The organism is Streptomyces sp. NPDC014991, assembly GCF_043080665.1.
GTDB lineage: Bacteria > Actinomycetota > Actinomycetes > Streptomycetales > Streptomycetaceae > Streptomyces.
Genome location: NZ_JBIBVY010000007.1, coordinates 204850 through 225696, shown reverse-complemented (window position 1 = coordinate 225696; position 20847 = coordinate 204850). Strand labels below are relative to the sequence as shown.

Below are 20847 nucleotides of genomic sequence, written 5' to 3'. Positions count from 1 at the left end.
ACCGTACGGGATGCGGTCCGCGTCCCGTCACCCCATCCGAGGAGCAGCGCCCATGTGCCGGTCCGACGTCAGACAGGCCGTCCTGGCGAAGAACGACGACCTGGCCGCGAGCCTGCGCGGCGACCTCGCCCGGCAGGGCGTGACCGTGGTCAACCTGCTGTCCAGCCCCGGCAGCGGCAAGACGGAACTCCTGGGCCGGGTCCTGGCCCGCGCGGTGGAGCGCGGCATCCCGGTGGCCGCGCTCACCGCGGACCTGGCCACCGAGAACGACGCCGTCCGGCTGGCCCGTTCCGGTGCCCCTGTCCAGCAACTGCTCACCGACGGACTGTGCCACCTGGAGGCCCGTCAGGTCCGGGCCCGGCTGACGGGCTGGCTGCCGCCGGACACCTCCGTGCTGTTCGTGGAGAACGTCGGCAACCTGGTCTGCCCGGCCGCCTACGACCTCGGCGAGACCCTGCGCATCGTGCTGATGGCCGTCACCGAGGGCGAGGACAAGCCGCTGAAGTACCCGACGGCGTTCGGCTCCGCCCATCTCGTCGTGATCACCAAGACCGACCTCGCCGGGCCGGCCGGCTTCGACGAGAGCCTCTTCCACGAGAACGTGCACCAGGTCAACCCGGGCGTGGAGATCGTACGATCCTGCGCCCGGACCGGTTCCGGTGTCGGCACCCTGCTCGACCGCGCCCTCGCCGCCCGCGGCGGAACCCCGCCGCACCGCCCACCGCTCGCCCCCCACCCGCACGTCCACCACCCCGATTCCGCCACCGTCGCGTGACCGCGCCCGCCACCGGCCCGGTCCGCCGCCGCATCACCGTGCGCGGCACGGTGCAGGGTGTCGGTTTCCGGCCCTACGTACACCGGCTGGCCGCCACTCTCGCCCTGCCCGGGTTCGTGAGCAACACCGCCGACGGCGTGCTCATCGAGGTCGAGGGCCCGCCCGACGAGGTGGACCTGTTCGTCCGCCGGCTGGCCGAGCAGCCGCCCCCGCTGGCGACCGTGACCGGCGTCGGCTGTGAGGACGTCCCCGCCACCGGCGCCACCGGCTCCTTCGGCATTCGTCCCACCGAGCGGTCCGCGGGCCGCACGCACCTCCCGCCCGACACCGCGACCTGCGCCGACTGCCTGCGCGAACTGGCCGACCCCGGGGACCGCCGCTACCGCCATCCCTTCCTGACCTGCACCCACTGCGGCCCCCGCTTCACCATCGCCACCGGCATGCCCTACGACCGCGCCGCCACCACCATGGCCGGCTTCCCGATGTGCCCCGCCTGCGCCCGGGAGTACGGCGACCCTGCCGACCGGCGCTTCCACGCCCAGCCCGTCGCCTGCCCCGACTGCGGTCCCCGGCTCACCCTGGTCCCGGCCGACGGCAGCGGGGTCCGCCCGGCCCGGGACGCGGCGGCCCTCGCGGCCGCCCGCGCGCTGCTCACCGCCGGGCGGATCGTCGCCGTCAAGGGCGTCGGCGGCTACCACCTGGCCTGCGACGCCACCGACGACCGGGCCGTCACCGCCCTGCGCGACCGCAAGGAGCGCGGCGGCAAGGCTTTCGCGGTGATGTGCGCGGACCTGACCACGGCCGAACGCATCGCGGTCCTCTCCGACGCGGAACGCGACGCCCTCACCGGCGCCCACCGCCCCGTCGTCCTGCTGCGCCGCCGCACACCCCCCGACGGCCTCCGTCTCGCCGGCCAGGTCTGCCCCGGCAGCCCGCACGTCGGCGTGATGCTGCCCTACACCCCCGTCCACACGCTGCTGTTCGGGCTGCCCGGCGATCCCCCCGGCCCCCGGGTCCTCGTCATGACCAGCGGCAACCGCTCCGGTGAGCCCATCGTCACCGACGACACCCAGGCACTGACCCGGCTGGCCGGCCTCGCCGACGCCTGGCTCAGCCACGACCGCCCCATCGCCTCCCCGTGCGACGACTCCCTCCTGCGCGTCCGCCCCGACGGCACCGCACAGGTCCTGCGCCGCTCCCGCGGCTACGTTCCCCGCCCGGTGCGCCTGCCGGTCCCGGTCCGGCCCACGCTCGCCGTCGGCGGCGACCTCAAGAACGTCCTCTGCCTGGGCGAGGGCGACCACGCCTGGTTCGGGCCGCACATCGGCGACATGGGCCGGCTGGCCACCCTGGAGGCCGCCGAGCGGGCCGAGCGGCACCTCACCCGCCTCACCGGAGTCGTCCCCCGGCGGGTGGCCGCCGACCGGCACCCCGGCTACCACTCGACCCGCCGGGCGCGGGCCCGGGCCGACCGGCTCGGCCTGTCCGGGCCGGTGCTGGTGCAGCACCACCACGCCCACATCGCCGCCACGATGGCCGAGCACGGCCTGGACGGCACCACACCCGTCATCGGCGTCGCCTTCGACGGCACCGGCTACGGCGACGACGGCACGGTGTGGGGCGGCGAGGTGCTGCTCGCCGACTACACCGGCTACCGGCGCTTCGCCCACCTGACCCCCGCCCCGCTGCCCGGCGGAGACGCCGGTGTGGCCAATCCCTGCCGAACGGCCCTGGCCCGGCTGTGGGCGGCGGGGCTGCCGTGGACGCGGGAGCTGCCGAGCGTCACCGCCTGCTCGGACACCGAACGCGCGGTGCTGCGGCGCCAGCTGGAACGACAGCTGGCCTGTGTGCCGTCCTCCGGCATGGGGCGGCTCTTCGACGCCGTCTCCTCGCTCGTCGGCCTGTGCCACCGGGCCGGCCACGAGGCGCAGGCCGCCCTGGCACTGGAGGCGGCGGCGCTGGAGGCCGCGGGCGAGGACGCCGTGGCCTACCCCTTCGGCCTCAGCGGTACGGACAGCCTCACGTGCAGCCCCACGCCGATGCTGCGGGCGCTCCTGCACGACCAGGCCCGCGGCACGCCCGCCCCCGTACTCGCCGCCCGCTTCCACCACGGCGTCGCGCGGGCCGTCACGGAGATCTGCCGCCGCGCCCGCACGGCCACCGGCCTGGCCACCGTCGCCCTCACCGGCGGCGTCTTCGCCAACGCCCTGCTGGAGGAGGAGTGCGCCGCCCTGCTCGGCCGGGACGGGTTCACGCTCCTGCGGCACGGCGAAGTCCCCCCGAACGACGGCGGTCTCGCGCTCGGCCAGCTGATGGTCGCGGGAACGGCCGTCCACCACGAGACGGAGTGACCCATGTGTCTGGCAGTGCCCGGCAAGGTCGTGTCCATCGACCATCGCGCCGACCCGCTCACCGGGCTGATCGACTTCGGCGGAGTGCAGAAACAGGCGTGTCTGGAATACCTCCCCGATGTGCGGGTGGGGGAGTACGTCATCGTCCACGTCGGCTTCGCGCTGCAGCGCCTGGACGAGGAGTCGGCCCGCGCGTCCCTGGAGCTGTTCGAGCAACTCGGGCTGCTGGAGGAGGAGTTCGGTGACGCCTGGGAGCAGGCGGCCCGGCAGGAGAGCGGAAGTGAGACCCGGTGAAGTACATCGACGAGTTCAACGACCCCGCCCTGGCACACCGGCTGCTGGACGAGATCCGCGCCACCGCCACCCGCCCCTGGGCGCTCATGGAGGTCTGCGGCGGCCAGACCCACTCCATCATCCGCCACGGCATCGACCAACTCCTGCCGGAGCAGGTGGAGCTGATCCACGGCCCCGGCTGTCCGGTGTGCGTCACGCCCCTGGACGTCATCGACAAGGCACTGGAGATCGCCGCCCGTCCCGGCGTGATCTTCTGTTCCTTCGGCGACATGCTCCGCGTGCCGGGCACCGACCGGGACCTGTTCCGCGTCAAGGGCGAGGGCGGTGACGTACGTGTGGTGTACTCCCCGCTCGACGCCCTCGACCTCGCCCGCAAAAACCCGGACCGCCAGGTCGTCTTCTTCGCGATCGGCTTCGAGACGACGGCGCCCGCCAACGCCATGGCCGTGCACCAGGCGCGCAGGCTCGGCCTCGACAACTTCACCCTGCTGGTGTCCCACGTCCGGGTCCCCCCGGCGATCGAGGCCATCATGACCGCACCCGGCTGCCGGGTGCAGGGCTTCCTGGCCGCCGGTCACGTGTGCAGCGTGATGGGCACCGCCGAGTACCCGGAGCTGGCCGCGAGGCACCGGGTGCCGATCGTCGTGACCGGGTTCGAGCCGCTCGACATCCTCGAAGGCATCCGCCGCGCCGTCCACCGGCTGGAGCGCGGCGAGTACGGGGTGGACAACGCCTACCCGCGGGCCGTACGCGACCAGGGCAACCCGGCGGCCATGCGCATGATCGAGGAGGTCTTCGAGGTCACCGACCGCAACTGGCGCGGCATCGGACCCATCCCGGCCAGCGGCTGGCGGCTGACCGACGCCTTCCGCGCCTACGACGCCGAGCACCGCTTCGACGTCACCGGCATCCGCACCGAGGAACCCGCCGTGTGCCGGGCCGGCGAGGTCCTGCAAGGGCTGATCAAGCCGACCGAGTGCGAGGCGTTCGGCACGTCCTGCACCCCGCGCACCCCGCTCGGCGCCACCATGGTCTCCAGCGAGGGTGCCTGCGCCGCCTACTACCTGTACCGCCGGATGAACGCCCCGGCACCACAGGGATCCCGTATCCCTCAGGAGGAGATGAACTCCGTTGGCTGACCTCGCCACCGAAGCCACCGAAGCCACCGCGGCCGCCGCGACGGCCGTCGACCCCGCCGGCTGGACCTGCCCGGCGCCCCTGCGCGACCAGCCGGTCGTCGTCATGGGCCACGGCGGAGGCGGCGCCCTGTCCGCCGAGCTGATCGAACAGGTCTTCACCCCCGCGTACGGCAACCCCGTCCTGGCCGCCCTCACCGACTCCGCCGTCCTCGACCTGGGCGGCGCCCGGCTGGCCTTCTCCACCGACTCCTACGTCGTACGCCCGCTGTTCTTCCCCGGCGGCAGCCTCGGCGACCTGGCCGTCAACGGGACCGTCAACGACCTGGCGATGAGCGGCGCCCGGCCCGCGTACCTGTCCACCGCCTTCATCCTCGAGGAGGGCGTGGAACTGGCCGTGGTGGAGCGCGTCGCCCAGGCCGTCGGCGCGGCGGCCAGGGCGGCGGGCGTCACCGTCGCCACCGGTGACACCAAGGTCGTGGAGTCCGGGCACGGCGACGGCGTCTACGTCACCACCGCCGGCGTCGGCCTCGTGCCCGACGGCGTCGACATCCGCCCGCAGCGCGCCCGGCCGGGCGACGCCGTCATCGTCAGCGGCCCCATCGGCCTGCACGGCGTGGCCATCATGAGCGTGCGGGAAGGCCTGGAGTTCGGGGTCGAGATCGCCTCCGACACCGCGCCCCTGGCGGACCTCGTGGCGGCCATGCTGGCGGTCACGCGGGACATCCACGTCCTGCGCGACCCCACCCGGGGCGGCCTCGGCGCGTCCCTCAACGAGATCGCCCGCGCCTCCGGCACCGGGGTCCGGCTGCGTGAACGGGCCGTCCCCGTCCCGGACGAGGTCGCGAACGCCTGCGGCTTCCTCGGCCTGGACCCCCTGTACGTCGCCAACGAGGGCCGGCTCGTCGCGTTCGTACCCCCGGAGCACGCCGAGGCGGTGCTGGCGGCCATGCGCGCCCATCCGCGGGGCGCCGGCGCGGCGCTCATCGGCGAGTGCGTGGCCGACCACCCGGGCATGGTGGTCGTCGCCACCGGCCTCGGCGGCACCCGCGTGGTGGACCTGCCGCTGGGGGAGCAGCTGCCCCGCATCTGCTGAGCGGCCGGGCGGTGCCGGCCCCCGCCCTCAGGGCGGGACCGGCACCGCTTCGACCCCCGTGATCTCCAGCTCGCGCCCGCTGCGCAGCTCCCGTGAGGGCCGGTCGCAGCGCGGGCACCAGAAGAACGGCGGCATGCCGACCGCGAACTCCTCGGCGCACTCCCCGCACCAGGCCCGGGCGGGCACCCGCTCGACCACGAGCCGGGCCGCCGCGAGGGCCGTACCGTCACGGGCCACCTCGAAGGCGAAGTGCAGCGCGTCCGGCACCACACCCGCCAGCTCACCGACCCGGACGCTCACCGACGAGACTCCGCCGGCGCCGTCCGCCCGGGCGATCTCCCCGGCCTGCTCCACGATCGCGGTCGCGATCGACAGCTCGTGCACGCCGCGCTCACGGATACCGGCGGTGGGCTCGCAGGCCCCCGGTCATCCGGTAGATCCGCACCTCGCGCACGAGGCCCGGGAACTCCTTGACGACCAGCGCCGCGACCAGGCCGCCGGCCAGCGCGGCCTGGGCCAGCAGCAGCCGGCGTCCCGACATCCCCGCGCGCGCGGTCCCTTCTCGCCTGCGGACGTTCATGACGGTCACTTCCCTCTCTCTCATCCCGGCTCTCATCCCGGCGAGATGTTCGGCATGTCCTTCACCAGGGCGTCGTGCCGCTTCCAGTGGATACCGGTGGAGCGGCGCGCGTCGGAGGTGCCGTCCTCGTGATGTCCGGTCTGGCGCTGGTACGGGCCCCAGTTGCCCTGGTGCAGTCCGCGCACGTGGGCGGGTGTGTCGGGCTTCGCCTGGGGGCGGCCCACTCGGATGCTGCCCATGTCCGATCTCCTTTTCGGGTCCTCACGACCGCTCGGTCAGCTCCTTGAAGAACTGTTCTACGGCCGGCCACACCCGGCCGCCACCGGACAGGCCCCGCCACTCGCGGCGGATCAGGGCCGTCATCCGGAAGCAGTCGTCGACCGGCACGATCCAGTGCTCGTCCAGGCCGCGCACGCTGTTCACCAGCAGCGCCTCGACATCGGGTGCCAGGGAGGCGAGCGGCGGCACCTCGGCCGCCAGCCGCTGCCAGGCCGCCGCGTCCACCTCCCACCGCATGGCCCCCGCCGGACTGGGCCCCTGCGCGGTGACCGTGCCGTCGGAGCGCGGCACGAAGAACACCAGCCCCACCGGCACGCCAAGCACCGCCGTGTCGACCGGCGGCAGCCGCAGCCGGCGCCGGGGCACGAGCCGGTAGCGGCCCTCGCCGGACCCGTCGGTGGCGAACAGCACCGAACAGGGGCGGCACACGCACCGCACCTCGTCGGCACCGGTCTCGTACAGGTGGGCGTGTTCGGTGCCCACCCGGGCGGCGCACAGCTCGCAGGCCTCGGCCTCGGCCCGCTCCGCGCGGTCGGCGGCGGAGCGGATCACCCGGGCGAGCGCTCCGTCCACGCTCACGGCGTCTCCTGGGCCACGGACCGGCGCCTGATACTGGTCAGCGGCACGAACGCGGGGGCCGCCACGCGTTCGGGGGTGTCCTCCACCGTCTCCACCGAGGTCAGCTCGGGAGCGACGGCCAGCACCGCCGCCCGGACCGCCTCCGTGACGTCCGAGGAGCCGCCGCCGGTGCCACAGCCGGAGCCGCAGCCGCCACCGGTCTTCAGCCGCACCCGCGCCACCTGACCGTCCAGGCCGGCCCACTGGAGTTCACCGCCGCGCTCGCGCACCGCCGGCCGCAGTCTCTCCACCGCGCGGGCGGCCCGGCGCTCGGGCGGCTCGGGGTGGATGTCGTGCAGGACCAGCAGGTGCCCGAGCAGTTCGTCCTCGGCGAGCCGCTCCCGCAGCGGACCCTGGGCGTGGTCCAGCACCCGGGCGAGGGCCTCGCCGTAGACCTCGGTGAGCAGCGCCACCGCCTCGAGCGCCGGGCCGGGCGTGGCCTCGAGCCCGGCCAGCACCTCGTCCAGGCGGGCGAGCCGCGCCTCCACCGCCGGGTCCGCGAGCCGCGCGGCGTCAGCCATGGTCGGCCCCGTACGTCGGCGAGTGCACGGTGGTCAGGGTCTTGCCCTTGCCCATGTACATGTGGACGCCGCACGGCAGGCAGGGGTCGAAGCTGCGCACGGTGCGCATGATGTCGACGCCCTTGAAGTCGTCCGGCCCGTTCTCCTCGAAGATCGGCTGGCCCTGGACGGCGTCCTCGTACGGGCCCGGGGTGCCGTAGATGTCGCGGGGGCTGGCGTTCCACGGGGTCGGCGGGTACGGGTGGTAGTTGGCGATCTTCTTGTCGCGGATCACCAGGTGGTGGGAGAGCACCCCGCGCACCGCCTCGTGGAAACCGCAGCCGATGGCCTCGTCCGGCACCTCGAAGTTCTCGTACACCTTCGTGTCGCCGCTGCGGAGCATCTGCATCGCCTCCTCCAGGAACTGCAGGGCCATGGCGGCGGCGTAGGCGATGAAGTACGGCCGGGCGCGGTCCCGTTCGAGGGTGTTGCTCCACTTGGGGATGCGCCACTCCAGGGTCGTCTCCGGCAGCTTCTCGCCCTTGGGCAGGGTGATGCGGATGCCGCCGCCGGTCGTCTTGACGTACGGGGTGTCGACCAGGCCGCTCAGCGCGGTCGACCAGAGCCGGGCGAGGGGCCCGCCGCCGGTGTCCAGGGCGAGGTGCTCGCCGGTCTGCTGGTGGTACCAGCGGGGGCTCATCACCCAGCTGTAGTTGCCGTCGAACTCCCTTTTCTGCGGCACCGGGACCGTGGTCTGGTTCCACGGGTGGCGCATGTCGACGGGGTTGCCGAGCGGGTCGTGGGTGACGAACGGCTCCTCGTTGACCCAGTCCTCGTAGTAGGAGCTGCCCAGCATGATGCGCAGGCCCAGGTTGATGTCGACCAGGCTGTTGGTGACGAGCTTGCCGTCCACGATGATGCCCGGGGTGACGTACATCGCCCGGCCCCACTCGTTCATCGTCGCGTAGCGGTAGTCGACGACGTCCGGGTTCTGGAAGGCACCCCAGCAGCCGAGCATGATGCGGCGTCTGCCGACCTCCTCGTAGCCGGGCAGGGCTTCGTAGAAGAAGTCGAAGACGTCGTCGTTCATCGCCACCGCCTTCTTGATGAAGTCGATGACGCGCATCAGCCGGCTGAGGTAGTCGGTGAAGGTGTTCGGCTGCGGCATCGTGCCGACCCCGCCCGGGTACAGCGTGGAGGGGTGCACGTGCCGGCCCTCCATCAGGCAGAACATCTCCCGGGTGATCCGGCTGACCTTCAGCGCCTCCTTGTAGACCTCGCCCTCGAAGGGGTTGAAGGCCTTCATGATGTCGGCGATCGTCCGGTAGCCGTGGATGTCCCCGCGGGGCGCGTCCGTACGCTCGGCGCGGGCCAGGACACCCGGGTTGGTGGCCTTGACCATCGCCTCGCAGAAGTCCACGAAGACCAGGTTGTCCTGGAAGATCGTGTGGTCGAAGATGTACTCCGCCGCCTCGCCGAGGTTGGTGATGTGCTCGGCCAGCTTGGGCGGTTTGACGCCGTAGGCCATCTGCTGGGCGTAGTTGGAGCAGGTCGTGTGGTTGTCGCCGCAGATGCCGCAGATCCGCGAGGTGATGAACCCGGCGTCACGCGGGTCCTTGCCCTTCATGAACACCGAGTAGCCGCGGAACAGCGACGAGGTGCTGTGGCATTCCACGACTTCCCGGTTGGCGAAGTCGATCTTCGTGTAGATCCCCAGGTTGCCGATGATCCGGGTGATCGGATCCCAGGACATGTCCACGATCTGGGCGGGTTTGCGTCCTGTGGGCCGGGACTCGGTGGTGGTCATCTGCGGTGGTGCCCCTCGCTGTTCGGGATCGGCGGATGGGTGACGTGGTGCGGGGCCGGCGCGGCGGCCGGCCGGGTCACGCGCGCCAGTGCGGGTCGTAGCCGCTGGTCAGCTCGCTCTTGTTGTGACGCCATCTGGGCTCGTGGTTCACCATGTCGTTGGTCAGGCCGCGCAGCCGGCGGATGACCGCCCCGTACGGCCTGATCACCATCGACGACAGGGTGCCGCCCGGGGGTTCGTCCATGAACGGCATGAAGGCGTCGGGGAAGCTCGGCATGGTGCAGCCGATGCAGATGCCGCCGACGTTCGGGCAGCCGCCGAGGCCGCCCATCCAGCCGCGCTTGGGCACGTTGCAGTTGACGACCGGACCCCAGCAGCCGATCTTCACCTGGCACTTGGGGGAGTTGTAGTCCCTGGAGAAGTCGGCCTGCTCGTAGTACGCGGCCCGGTCGCAGCCCTCGTGCACGGTCTTGCCGAACAGCCACTGCGGTCGCAGCATGTGATCCAGCGGCGGCGGGGGAGCGGCACCCGCCGCGTGCTGGAGCGTCCAGATCAGGGTCTCCATGAAGTTCTCGGGCTGGATCGGACAGCCGGGCACGTTGACGATCGGGAGCCCCGACAGTGCCTTGAAGTCCCAGCCCAGGTAGTCCGCGAGACCCATGCAGCCGGTCGGGTTGCCGGCCATGGCGTGGATGCCGCCGAACGTCGCGCAGGTACCGGCGGCGACCACCGCCCACGCCTTGGGCGCCAGTTGGTCGATCCACCAGTTCAGCGTCTGCGGCTCACCCGTCTCCGGGTCGTTGCCGAACGACGTCCAGTAGCCGTCGCCCTCGATGATGTTCTGGTTCGGGATCGAGCCCTCGATGACGAGGATGAACGGTGCCAGCTCGCCGCGGGCCGCCTCCCGGTACGGGGCCAGGAAGTCCTCCCCGCCGAGGCTGGGCGAGAGGACCTTGTTGACGAGGTTCACCTTCGGCAGGCCCGGGATCAGCCCGAGCACCACGTCCTCGATGGACGGCTGCCCCGCCGCGGTCAGCGACACGGTGTCGCCGTCACAGCTCATCCCCTCCGAGATCCAGAGGATGGTGATCTCGTCGAAGCCCTCCCGTGCCCCGGCCCTGCTGGGCTCGCCACGCACTTCGGTCGTACCGCTCTGTGTGGTCATGTCTGCGGCCTCCGTTGCAGCCGGTTGCGGAATCGGTCCCGGGCCGCGGCCGAGCGGGCCGCGAGGGTCGGTGCGGGGGGTTCGCCGGGGGCGGCCGTCCGGTGGACACCCGCCGGCGTCTCACGTGCGCGCATCGGACCAGCCCCTCTCCGGCCGGTCGGCGGGCCGCGCGGGCCGTGGGGCCTGCGGCCGGGGCGGCCCGGGAGGGCCCGGTGCGCCGGCTCTGTCGAGCGGCTCCACCTCCTCGGGCCGGAAGTAGTGGAAGCGGCCGTACCAGCCGTGCAGTTCGGCGGCGGGATCGTCGTCCACGGTGACGGCCAGATGGACGCTGCCGTCCACGTCGTGGAAGACCGCGGCGACCCGCGCGGTCCGCCCCTCCAGGAACATGTCCTGGGCGTCGGCGCCCCGCCCGCGCGGGTGCAGCCGCACCCGGCTGCCGCCGCCCACGGGGACCCCGCCCACCGGCACGGTGTCCGTCGCCGGGGACAGTCCGTCGTCGCCGTGCTCCTGCCACCAGGCGGGCCGGCCGGAGTCCGGTGCCCGCGCGGGTGCCAGGGAGCGGATGGTTCCGTGCAGCCGGGCGAAGACGTCCTGGGGCATGGTGTCCACGCGGTCCAGGATCCGGGCGGCCCGTGGGTCGGTGGCGCGGGCCTCGGCCTTCTCCTCGTCGGTCAGCAGCATCGTGCGCAGCGTGAGGATCTCGTCGATCTCCGCCGCGTCGTGCAGGTCGCCCGGGCTCTCGGGCGCCACCTGCGGATGGTCCGGGAGGATGATCGGCGCGGAGAGCAGGAACGCGCCCGTCGCCCCGTCACCGTCCGCGGACACCTGCGGTGCCCCGCCGAGCACGGGGAACGTGAACGCGTTACGGCAGCCGCCCACGTGCTCCGCGAGCTCGGCGGGCGGATCGGTCAGCGACACGAACTCCACCGCGTCCCCGGCGAGGAGCGTGTGGGTGGCGAGCAGCGCCTGCCCCAGCACCGCACCCCGCGGGGCGCTCGGATCCGCGGCGTCGCCGGCGTTCTCGGTGCGTACCCGCAGCCGGCACAGCCCCGGCCCGAGCCGCTCGGCCCGGACCGTCGTCCCGGCCCGCACCTCCCGGCGCCGCCGCACCGTCCGCCCGGCTCCCGACGGCAACGGCTCGTACTCCGCTCCGGCGGGCGCTCCCACGGGCACGGTCCGCCCGCCGCGCAGCAGCTCCGCCAGCGGCAGCACCAGCTCGGTCTCGCGGGGGACCGCCTCCTCGAACGACAGGTGGGTGACCCCGTCGGCCGTCCGCAGCGACCCGACCGGGCGATGCCGCCCGTCGCTGTCGGCGGCCTCCACCTGCTTGTGCTGCATCTGGAGGTAGCGCACCCGGACCCGTACGACCGCGTCGTCGCCCTGGACCCGCAGCAGACACTCCGTCTGCTGGTACCAGGAGTCGGCGGAGCCGGCGATCCCCGGCGTGACCGGCCCGTCCCGCTCCACCCAGTTCCGGGGCAGGAGCACCCCGAACTGCCAGCGGATCCGGTTCTTCGCGGAGGACCGGCGATAGGGGTAGAGCAGATACCCCTCGTACAGCACGGCGTCCGCCACGGCACTCAGCTGCTCACAGCCCTCGCCGACCCTGTTGGCCATGCCCTCTCCTCACCGGAGCGTCCGCGGTTCTCCCCCCACGGTCACACCCGCGGCGCCCGCGCGCCCCTCAGGCGCACCGCCATTGCGCCGGACAGGGGAGGGCATGCGTCGTGCCCGCCGCTCGGCGGCGGGTGAGCAGGACTCCGGCTGCGCGGCGCGGCGTGCGGCACGGACGGAGGACCGTGGTTCAGCGGAGCGGCAGGTAGGGGGTGACGAGGGACGGCGCCCGGTCCGCGCCGACGCCCGGGGCCCTGCCGAGGGACTCCCGCCGCCGGTCGGGGTCCTCCTCGATCACGCGGGCCGCCTCCCGGCCGGCGCGCCGGGTCAGGCGGTCCGGCGCGGCGACGGCCCGCAGGGCGGCGGCCGGCGCGTCCTCGGCCGGCGCGAACAGCGTCGTCCTCCACGGCGTTCGGCAGCTGGGCCGGCTCGTCCGGCAGCGGCACCGTCTGCCGCTCGACGTCACGGACGTGTTCGCTCCAGTGCCGGCGCGCACGCGAGACGTCCAGGTTCTCCAGGCCGTCCCCGGCCGGCTCCTCCCACGGGACCGGCACGCTCGGGCCGCGCCGGCCACAGCCGCACGAGGCCCGCACCGCCGCCGCCTTCGGGCGGGTCGTGCTGCCGTCGTACGCCCGCCACGCGCTGGTCGCGTGGATCCCGGCGCCGCTGCCGAAGCCGGAACAGGCGGGCTCCGGTTCGCTGCCGTCGGCCAGGACGGCACCCACGATGCCCTCGTGCGACACCATGCCCCGCCGGGCCACGGACGGGAAGAGGGGCCGAACGGGGGCCGTCCAGGGGCGGGACGCCGGACGTCACGGCCGCTGCGCACGCGGTGGACGAGGTCCGGCCGGGCCCGTCACCGTCGCCTCCAGCCGCCGGCCGGCGTGGGCTCCGACATGGGCGGACAGGCCGGGGAAGAAGGGGGTTCCCGAGACCTCTGTCGGGCCCACGCCCACCCCCGTACACTGCGGATCCGCAGACATGCGGGCGCAGTTGACCGGGGGGAGCCGTCATGTCCGAAGGTCCGTACGGTCCGGGTCAGGGGTACGCGGGACCGCCGCAGCCGCCCCTGCCGCCGGGTCCGCCGCCGATGCCGCCGATGCCGCCGGGTCCGCCGCCCGGGCCTGCGGACGTCTGGCGGGCCGCCGCGGTCGCCGTGCTCAACCTCAGCGGTCTCGGACTCGGTTACGCCCTGCTGCGGCGCCGGCTCGCGACGGCCGCGTGCTGGGTGGCCACCGGCCTGTTCCTGCTCTTCGTGCTCCCGGCGGACGCCGACGGCGTCCCCGGCGCCGCACTCGCCGGCTATGCCGTCCTCCTGCTGGCGGCGGCCGTCCACGGCGGTCTCACCGGACTGCGCACCCCGTTGGTCCGGCCGGACAGCGCACCCCTCGCGCTGCTGCTCGGCGTGCTGCTCCTCGCCGTACCGGCCGGTGGTGCCCTGTGGTACCAGGACGCCCATGACGAAGCGGTGGAGCAGCAGCTTCTCGGCCGTCTGGAACGGGCCGACGCCCTGGTGGCCACCAGCGGCCGGCAGCCGTTCCGCACCGCCCGGGCGGACTACCTGACCGCCCTGGAGGTCTACCGCGACATCGCCGAGGACCGTCCCGGCTCCCGCGCCGCCCACAAGGTCCCCGACAGCCTGCGCGCCTACTACACGACGGTCGGCGCTCCGTACGGCCACGGGCAGTACTGCGATGCCGTCGAGCCGCTGAAGTACCTGCGGACCGTGCCCGGCACGATGCCCAAGGACCGGCTCGGTTCCCTGGCCCACTGGCCCGACGACCGGCTCGCGACCGCCCTGTACGAGTGCGGCGCACAGCGCCTCGCGTCCGATGAGGCCGACTGGGTGACCCGCTTCGGCGACCTGCTGGACACCTTCCCGCGGTCCGCGCCGGCGGCGAAGGTGGTGCCCGCCGTCGACTCGGCGGTGAAGGCGGCGGAGAAGGCCGTCGGCGGTGACGAACCCTGCGCGGCCGTCGAGCGACTGCGCACCCTGAACACCCGGATCGGCGACCTGTCCCGGTCCGGGGGCGACACGGACGGCGGGCTGGCGAAGGCCGCGGGCCGGGCGGGCCGCAGCGGTGACTCGGGTGCGTACGCCTGTGGTGTCGACGAGTACCGGGACGGTGACTTCGCCGCCGCCCGGAAGACGATGGAGCAGTTCGCCGCGGACCACAAGCACGACCGGAACCGGGCGCGCGCGCAGAAGACCGCCATAGCCGCCGAGGTCGCCCAGACGCTCCCCGCGGCCGGCCGGAAACTGCCCACCACGGCCTCAGGCGGCAGCATCTCCGTCACCGTCAAGAACGACAGCCCGGACGACATCACCGTCCTGTACACCGGCCCGGTCACCGGCAGTTTCACCCTCGAGGGCTGCGGCGGCTGCCGGTCGTACACACTCGCCGACACGCTGGCCCCCCGCTTCAAGCCCTGCAACCACAGCGGCAGGGACTATCCGCAGCGCACCATCGCCCTTCCCGCCGGCACCACGTACTTCGTGCACAAGCCGCACGGTGACAGAGCCGCCACCCCGGCCTCGGACACCGCCAGGCTCAGGCCCGGCTACATCTACACGGAATGCGCCTACTCGACCCGGACCCTGGGGTCCTCCGTGAACTGACAGGACCGCCCTGACCCGTGCCTGCCGGTGTCCGGGCGTCAGACGCCCTCGCCGAGCGCGGCGACGGCGTCGGGTCCGTGTCCGGCGGCCGTCAGCGGTGGACGTGCCGCTTGACGGGCGTGGTCAGGGACCGGCCGCGCCATGTCAGCCGGCCGGGTCGTCGACCCGCATCCGCACCTGTTCCTCCAGCCGTCGCAGGCTGCCGTCCAGTGCCTCGTACACGGCCTGCTCACCCGGGTCGTGGCCCTCCTCGAAGAAGGACAGGTGCACGGTCACCTCGCTGGCGCCGCTGCCGATGCCCGCCACCTGGAGCCAGCCGGTGTAGCTGCCCTGCCCGCGGGTGCCCCACTCCAGGCGCATCTGCTCCGGCTGGGACCGCAGCAGGGCGGGCATGTCCTGGCCGGTGCTGTCCTCGTGCACGGTCACGGCGGGCGGGTCCTCGACGTCCACGTGCAGGCGGTCCGGTAGCCAGGCATCGAGCTGGGCGACATCGGCGGCCTGGTCGAAGACGTGCTCGGGCTGTGCGGGCATCGTGCGGGAACGTTCGTACTCGGCCATCGTGGTACAGCTCCTCCGGTTCGGAAGTCGTACCCCGACCGCGTGCCCGTTCCATGCGGGCCGAAAAGCCCGGCCCGCGCTGCGGCCGTGCGGCGCGGCCTGCCGTCACACGCCATGGGCGATCACAGGCCCATGGCGATGGCCGTGCGGGTCAGCTGGGCCGTGCTGGTGATGTTGAGCTTGGCGCGGATGCGGCGCAGGTAGGCGTCCACGGTGTGCGTGGAGAGTCCCATGTGGCGGGCCGTCTGCAGGTAGGTGCGGCCGGCGGCTATGTGCCGGAGCGTCTCCCGCTCGCGCGGAGCCAGCGCGGGGGCGGGGGCTTCGGTGGGCGACGGGGCGAGAGTGGCGCTCATGGTGGTTCCTCCGGCAGAACGGCTCGGGGGGGTTTCCGATTAGGGCGTTTTGCCCTTGTTCCACCAGATTGGTTGCCGGACTTCATGGGGGTGTCCGCCGACTGTCACAGGCGTGTCACAGGGGTCCCGGCATTGGTTCGGACCACTTGAGCGGCCCCCCGGTGCCGGCGGGGCCCCTCAGGCCACGGCCGCCCGCGCCGTCCGCTCCACCAGGGACACTCCGGCGCTCATGGACACGCTGCCGTCCGTCAGGACCGCCACGAGACACCGGTGCCCCCCGACGGTGACCTCGCCGACGCTGTTGACGTCCCACCGGCCCGTGGTGCTGCGTTGCAGCCAGCCGTTCTTCAGGATCCGCCCGGTGTTCTTCGCTCCGGCCGCGGAGACGCCCCAGGACTGCTCGGGCACCACCCGGCTCATCAGGGTGCGGACATAGGCGCGGGACGTCGCGTCCAGCGCGGAGGGTGCCGGGCCGCCGGCGTCGAACACGTCTCGCAGCAGCCGTATCTGGTCGCCGGCGGTCGTCCGGGTCAGCCCCCACCTGGCTCCCGGTCCGCCCGTCGTGGCGGTGAGCCCCAGCCGCCTGTTGGCCACCGCCAGCCCGGAGGCCCGGCCGATCTGCCGCCACAGCGTGCCGGCCGCCGTGTTGTCGCTGTGCCTGATCATCGGCTCGGCCAGTGCCCGCTCCCGCGCGGTGAGGTGCCGTCCTGCGTCCTGCGCCTGGAGCAGCACCGCCGCGAGGATGTCTACCTTGACGATGCTGGCGGTGTCGTACGCCCTGTCCTCGCCGTGGATCTCGGGGGTGCGGCCGGTGCCGTCCAGGTCGAGGACGGCGGCCGTGGCATGCGCCGAGCCCCCCGTGGAGGACGCGGCGGCGGCCGTCGCCGGCTGCAGGAGACCGGCGGACAGGAGGGCCGCTGCCGAGACCAGGAGGGCGCCGGCGCGGACACGTGCGGTGGGGGAGAGGAGAGACGGCATGGGTCACGAACGTAGCCATCCCGCGCGTCCGGCGACGTGGCACCCGTCACTCCTGGGCCCTTTTGCGCCAGATTGTGAGAAGTGCCACCGAGGGGCGCACCGTGCCGCCCGGTCACCTCCCGGTGGCGGGTACGCGCGTCCGGGCGGCCCTCGCGCGGCGTGTACGCGCGTCGGGGCGGCCCCTCTCGCCTATCGTCGGCCGGACACCGACATCCGGAGCGATCATGGAACAAACGGATGAACTGGTTGGCGTGACGGAAGGTCCGGCGGTCGCACCCGCCGGCCCGCCCGAGCGCCGCGTCCGGCCCCGGCCGCCCGGCGCCGCCGCCCTCGCGCTCGCCGCCGGTGCCGCCGCCGCACTCCTGGCAGCGGGCACGCGGTGGCCCGACCAGCCGGCCGTCCAGGCCTGGCACACCGTCTGCCTGGCCATCACCGTCCAGGCGCTGCCGTTCCTGCTCCTCGGCACCGCCCTGTCCGGCGCCATCAACGCCTTCGTCCCGGCCGAGCTGTTCACCCGGGTGCTGCCGAAGCGGGCGGCCCTCGCCGTACCGGTCGCCGGCGTCGCCGGCGCGGTCCTGCCGGGCTGCGAGTGCGCCTCCGTGCCCGTCGCGAGCAGCCTGATCCGCCGGGGTGTCACCCCGGCCGCCGCCTTCGCCTTCCTGCTCTCCGCACCGGCGATCAACCCCGTCGTCCTCACGGCCACCGCCGTCGCCTTCCCCGGCAACCCGGCGATGGCCGCCGCCCGGCTGCTGGCCTCCCTCGCCACGGCGGCCGTGATGGGCTGGCTGTGGCTCTGGCTCGGCAAGGAGGAGTGGCTGCGGCCCCTCCTGCGCCACGGGCACACCGGCCACCGGCACGGACACAGCCGCTGGGCCGAGTTCCGGCTCGGCTTCCAGCACGACTTCCTGCACGCGGGTGGCTTCCTGGTGCTCGGCGCCATGGCCGCCGCCACCTTCAACGTCGCCGTGCCGCGCACCGTCCTCGACGCCTTCGCCGGCACCCTCTGGCCGGCGGTGCTCTCCCTGGCCGGCCTCGCCGTGCTCCTGGCCGTCTGTTCGGAGGCCGACGCGTTCGTCGCCGCCTCCCTCACCGGCTTCCCGCTCACCGCCCGGCTCGCGTTCCTGGTGGTCGGCCCGATGGTCGACCTGAAGCTGATCGCCCTCCAGGCGGGCACCTTCGGCCGTGCCTTCGCCTGGCGGTTCTCCGCGGCGACCACCGTCGTCGCGGTGGTCTCGAGCGTCCTGACCGGAGGCGTGCTGCTGTGAGACGCCACGTCCAGACCCTGCTCCTGACACTGACCGGCGCGGGCCTGCTGCACACGGCCCTGCTCACCGACACCTACCTGCGGTACGTCAGGGCCGGATCGCGGCCGCTGCTGATCACCTCGGGCGTGATCCTGCTGCTGCTCGGCCTGGCGGCGGCCACCCGGGGCGGGCGCCGGCCCGCATCCCCCGACGGCGACGGACAGGCGCACGGGCACGCGCACGGACACGACCACACCGCCGCCCCGCGCGTCGCCTGGCTGCTGTTCCTCCCGGCCCTGAGCCTGCTCTTCCACGCGCCACCCGCGCTGGGCGCGTACACGGCGGCCCGCGCGAACGGCAAGCCCGTCGCCGTACGCACAGCGTTCACCCCCCTGCCCGCGACCTCGCCCCTGCCCCTGACGCTGACGGACTTCACCAGGCGCGTCCAGCAGGACCGCAGCCACGCCGTCCGTGGCCGCACCGTCCGGCTGACGGGCTTCGTCACCCCGGCCGGCGAGAACGACGGCTGGTACCTGACCCGCATCGTCTTCTCGTGCTGCGCGGCCGACTCGCAGATCGTCAAGGTGCGCATGTACGGCACCGAGGCGCCCCCGGCCGACACCTGGCTCGCGGTGACCGGCACCTGGCACCCACGGGGCACCCTCGGCACGAGGACCGCCGAGGCGGCACTCGACGTCGCGGACGCCCGCCCCGTCGCCCAGCCGGTGAACGCCTACACCGACGACCTGCCGCTCACACCCTCCTAGTCCCTCTCGTTCGGATCATGCCGGGCTCGCGGGTCCTGGCACCGCGCCTCGCCGCGTTGTCGTCGGTTGCCATGGCTCCGCCATGGCGCCCTCCTCCGCCTTGCGATGCACGGCACCAGGACCCGCTCCCTGATCCGGCATGATCCGGACGAAAGACCCTAGGCGCCGGCGAGGCACAGCCCCCGGCGCGGACGCGCCGCGGTCCCGGTTGGGGTGCACGATGGTGTCGTGAGGTTCGGCGGCCCGGGTCCGCGAGACCGCGCGCCAGGAGGCGGTGACAATGACACGGACACCTCCCACGACGGTCACCCAGGTACGGCTGTGGCGATGGCGGAGCAACCCGCTCCGGCGGCACAGCGATGTCGTCGAGGCCTGGATCGTCCTTGCCACCTGGGTTCTCGCGCTGGCCGCCGGCGTCTTCGCGGGCCTGGTGGCGGCCCAGACGTCCGAGTCGGTGTTCGCGGCGCGGCAGGCCCGGCTGCACACCGTGTCCGCGGTGCTCACCGACGACGTGGCCAGGACCCCGGCGGCCGGCACCGGCTACGACGACGGACGCGTGTGGGCCGCGGTGCGCTGGACCGACCCGGACGGCTCGGTGCACACCGACCGGACGAAGGTTCTCCCGGGCCACCCCGCGGGCACCCCCGTCACGGTGTGGACGAACCAGGCGGACCGGATCGTGTCCGCGCCCGTCACCGGCGCGGGCGCCGACCTCCAGGCGGCCCTCACCGGAGCCCTCATCGCCCCGTCGGCCGGAGCGGCCGTCTGGGGCGTGGGATGGGTGATCCGGAACCGCCTCATCCGCCGGCGCATGGCCGAGTGGGACGAGGAGTGGAAACAGATCGGCCCCCGGTGGGGAAACCTCAGCGGAGGCCGGGGCTGACCGTCCTGGACCCCCACCCGGCCGCCCCCGGTCGTTCTCCTTCACGAGTGGCGCGTCGACGGGCCGTCTTCCGGGCGAAGGGGCGAGCCCGGAGGCTTGAGGTCGCGCGGCGGGGTTACCCGGGCCGTATGGCAAAGCTCCATGTCCCCTGGCGACACGACCGACAGCCCGGCGACGAAACCGCGGCGCCTCCGATTCCGGCGCCCGAGGAGGCCGGTCCCGGCGAGGACGTCGAACGGCGGGCCCCGGACAGCCCGGCGAAACTGCCCCGGGGCGCCTGGGCCGCGGTGTTCAAGGGGTCCCTGCGCGAGTTCCGGGACGACGAGCTGACCGACCGGGCCGCGGCGCTCACCTACTACGCGGTCCTGTCCCTGTTCCCGGCGCTGCTCGTACTGGTCTCGCTGCTGGCCGTCGCCGGCAGGTCCGCCACGGACAAGGTGCTGGCCAACCTGCAGAACCTCGCCCCCGGCCCCGCCCGGGACATCATCACCCAGGCCGTGCGGCAGTTGCAGAACGGATCCGGCACCGGCTCGCTCGTGGCCGTGATCGGCATCGTGCTGGCCGTGTGGTCGGCGTCCGGCTACGTGGCCGCGTTCATCCGCTCCGCCAACGCCGTCTACGACATGCCCGAGGGCCGTCCGGTATGGAAGATCCTCCCCGTCCGAGTCGGCGTCACCGTCGTCCTGATGGTGCTCGCCGTGGCCAGCGCCCTCATCGTGGTCTTCACCGGCGGCCTGGCCCGCCGCGCCGGACAGACGCTCGGGATCGGCGACACGGCCCTGACGGTCTGGACGATCGCGAAGTGGCCGGTGCTGGTCCTGCTCGTCACCATGATGATCGCCATCCTGTACTGGGCGACCCCCAACGCCAAGGTCAAAGGCTTCAAATGGCTCACCCCGGGCAGCGTCCTCGCCCTGCTGATCTGGATGGTCGCCTCCGCCGGTTTCGCGTTCTACGTCGCCAACTTCGCGTCCTACAACAAGACCTACGGCACCATGGCCGGCGTCATCGTCTTCCTGGTCTGGCTGTGGCTCACCAACCTGGCCATCCTGCTCGGCCTGGAGTTCGACGCGGAGACCGTACGGCAGCGGGCCATCGCGGGCGGCCATCCGCCGCAGGCCGAGCCGTACACCCAGCCGCGCGACACCACGAAGTGGGACGAGGAGGACGTACGCCGCCTCGACGAGACCTGACTCCGGCGGCCGGCCTCAGATCCGCGGCACGCCCCG

Annotated in this window: 22 protein-coding genes; 10 read left to right on the top strand and 12 right to left on the bottom strand. The window is 73.5% G+C overall.

Going from position 1 to position 20847, the window contains the following annotated elements:
* Positions 1–52: 52 nt before the first annotated feature.
* From hypB to hypE, 5 genes are read left to right on the top strand one after another with little or no spacing between them, the layout of a single operon-like run.
* Positions 53–775 carry a hydrogenase nickel incorporation protein HypB gene (hypB, locus tag ACF1BE_RS14325; RefSeq protein ID WP_392199312.1) on the top strand — a complete coding sequence of 241 codons (723 nt, stop codon included), beginning with the start codon at positions 53–55 and terminating at the stop codon, positions 773–775.
* Positions 772–3126, top strand: a complete 2355-nt coding sequence (gene hypF / locus ACF1BE_RS14320; protein WP_392199311.1) for a carbamoyltransferase HypF — start codon at positions 772–774, stop codon at positions 3124–3126. The genes hypB and hypF overlap by 4 nt, the downstream gene beginning before the upstream one ends.
* A 3-nt stretch (positions 3127–3129) precedes the next feature.
* The gene (locus tag ACF1BE_RS14315; RefSeq protein WP_356824801.1) at positions 3130–3420 is read left to right on the top strand and encodes a HypC/HybG/HupF family hydrogenase formation chaperone; all 291 of its coding nucleotides are present in this window, start codon (positions 3130–3132) and stop codon (positions 3418–3420) included.
* Complete coding sequence (gene hypD, locus ACF1BE_RS14310) at positions 3417–4559, top strand: hydrogenase formation protein HypD (protein ID WP_392199310.1); 1143 nt, start codon at positions 3417–3419, stop codon at positions 4557–4559. Before ACF1BE_RS14315 ends, hypD begins: the two co-directional genes overlap by 4 nt.
* A complete protein-coding gene (gene hypE / locus ACF1BE_RS14305; protein ID WP_392199309.1) occupies positions 4552–5652 on the top strand; it encodes a hydrogenase expression/formation protein HypE in 1101 nt (366 codons plus the stop codon). The genes hypD and hypE overlap by 8 nt, the downstream gene beginning before the upstream one ends.
* Positions 5653–5679: 27 nt before the next feature.
* Here hypE and hypA read toward each other — a convergent pair whose 3' ends face one another.
* From hypA to ACF1BE_RS14260, 9 genes are all read right to left on the bottom strand, one after another.
* Complete coding sequence (hypA, locus tag ACF1BE_RS14300; protein WP_392199308.1) at positions 5680–6036, bottom strand: hydrogenase maturation nickel metallochaperone HypA; 357 nt, start codon at positions 6034–6036, stop codon at positions 5680–5682.
* Between the two features lie 7 nt (positions 6037–6043).
* Positions 6044–6256 carry a hypothetical protein gene (locus tag ACF1BE_RS14295; RefSeq protein ID WP_392199307.1) on the bottom strand — a complete coding sequence of 71 codons (213 nt, stop codon included), beginning with the start codon at positions 6254–6256 and terminating at the stop codon, positions 6044–6046.
* An 8-nt stretch (positions 6257–6264) separates the two neighbouring features.
* The gene (locus tag ACF1BE_RS14290; RefSeq protein WP_392199306.1) at positions 6265–6471 is read right to left on the bottom strand and encodes a hypothetical protein; all 207 of its coding nucleotides are present in this window, start codon (positions 6469–6471) and stop codon (positions 6265–6267) included.
* A 22-nt stretch (positions 6472–6493) separates the two neighbouring features.
* Positions 6494–7090, bottom strand: a complete 597-nt coding sequence (locus tag ACF1BE_RS14285) for a DUF5947 family protein (RefSeq protein WP_392199305.1) — start codon at positions 7088–7090, stop codon at positions 6494–6496.
* Positions 7087–7650: a NifU family protein gene (locus tag ACF1BE_RS14280; protein ID WP_392199304.1), complete on the bottom strand. Its 564-nt coding sequence runs from the start codon at positions 7648–7650 to the stop codon at positions 7087–7089. Before ACF1BE_RS14280 ends, ACF1BE_RS14285 begins: the two co-directional genes overlap by 4 nt.
* Positions 7643–9436 carry a nickel-dependent hydrogenase large subunit gene (locus ACF1BE_RS14275; RefSeq protein WP_392199303.1) on the bottom strand — a complete coding sequence of 598 codons (1794 nt, stop codon included), beginning with the start codon at positions 9434–9436 and terminating at the stop codon, positions 7643–7645. Before ACF1BE_RS14275 ends, ACF1BE_RS14280 begins: the two co-directional genes overlap by 8 nt.
* Positions 9437–9512: 76 nt before the next feature.
* On the bottom strand, positions 9513–10601 hold the full coding sequence (locus ACF1BE_RS14270; RefSeq protein WP_392199302.1) for a hydrogenase expression protein HypE: 1089 nt from the start codon (positions 10599–10601) through the stop codon (positions 9513–9515).
* A 120-nt stretch (positions 10602–10721) separates the two neighbouring features.
* The gene (locus tag ACF1BE_RS14265; RefSeq protein WP_392199301.1) at positions 10722–12218 is read right to left on the bottom strand and encodes a hypothetical protein; all 1497 of its coding nucleotides are present in this window, start codon (positions 12216–12218) and stop codon (positions 10722–10724) included.
* A 187-nt stretch (positions 12219–12405) separates the two neighbouring features.
* Positions 12406–12681, bottom strand: coding sequence for a hypothetical protein (locus ACF1BE_RS14260; RefSeq protein ID WP_392199300.1), 276 nt, complete (start codon positions 12679–12681; stop codon positions 12406–12408).
* A 546-nt stretch (positions 12682–13227) separates the two neighbouring features.
* On the opposite strand from ACF1BE_RS14260, the gene ACF1BE_RS14255 reads away from it, so the two are divergent.
* Complete coding sequence (locus ACF1BE_RS14255; RefSeq protein ID WP_392199299.1) at positions 13228–14835, top strand: hypothetical protein; 1608 nt, start codon at positions 13228–13230, stop codon at positions 14833–14835.
* Between the two features lie 144 nt (positions 14836–14979).
* Here ACF1BE_RS14255 and ACF1BE_RS14250 read toward each other — a convergent pair whose 3' ends face one another.
* The 3 genes from ACF1BE_RS14250 to ACF1BE_RS14240 form a co-directional block, all read right to left on the bottom strand.
* Positions 14980–15393: an SRPBCC family protein gene (locus ACF1BE_RS14250; RefSeq protein WP_392199298.1), complete on the bottom strand. Its 414-nt coding sequence runs from the start codon at positions 15391–15393 to the stop codon at positions 14980–14982.
* Positions 15394–15515: 122 nt separating this feature from the next.
* Entirely contained in the window at positions 15516–15746 is a 231-nt protein-coding gene (locus ACF1BE_RS14245; protein ID WP_392199297.1) for a response regulator transcription factor, read from the bottom strand.
* 177 nt (positions 15747–15923) lie between these two features.
* The gene (locus ACF1BE_RS14240) at positions 15924–16724 is read right to left on the bottom strand and encodes a serine hydrolase (protein WP_392199296.1); all 801 of its coding nucleotides are present in this window, start codon (positions 16722–16724) and stop codon (positions 15924–15926) included.
* 224 nt (positions 16725–16948) lie between these two features.
* Between ACF1BE_RS14240 and ACF1BE_RS14235 the strand changes: the two genes are divergently transcribed.
* The 4 genes from ACF1BE_RS14235 (at position 16949) to ACF1BE_RS14220 (ending at position 20811) form a co-directional block, all read left to right on the top strand.
* Positions 16949–17989, top strand: a complete 1041-nt coding sequence (locus ACF1BE_RS14235; RefSeq protein ID WP_392199295.1) for a permease — start codon at positions 16949–16951, stop codon at positions 17987–17989.
* Positions 17986–18735 carry a TIGR03943 family putative permease subunit gene (locus tag ACF1BE_RS14230; RefSeq protein WP_392199294.1) on the top strand — a complete coding sequence of 250 codons (750 nt, stop codon included), beginning with the start codon at positions 17986–17988 and terminating at the stop codon, positions 18733–18735. Before ACF1BE_RS14235 ends, ACF1BE_RS14230 begins: the two co-directional genes overlap by 4 nt.
* A 280-nt stretch (positions 18736–19015) precedes the next feature.
* Positions 19016–19618, top strand: a complete 603-nt coding sequence (locus ACF1BE_RS14225) for a hypothetical protein (protein ID WP_392199293.1) — start codon at positions 19016–19018, stop codon at positions 19616–19618.
* 128 nt (positions 19619–19746) lie between these two features.
* A complete protein-coding gene (locus ACF1BE_RS14220; protein ID WP_392199292.1) occupies positions 19747–20811 on the top strand; it encodes a YihY/virulence factor BrkB family protein in 1065 nt (354 codons plus the stop codon).
* Positions 20812–20847: the final 36 nt, after the last annotated feature.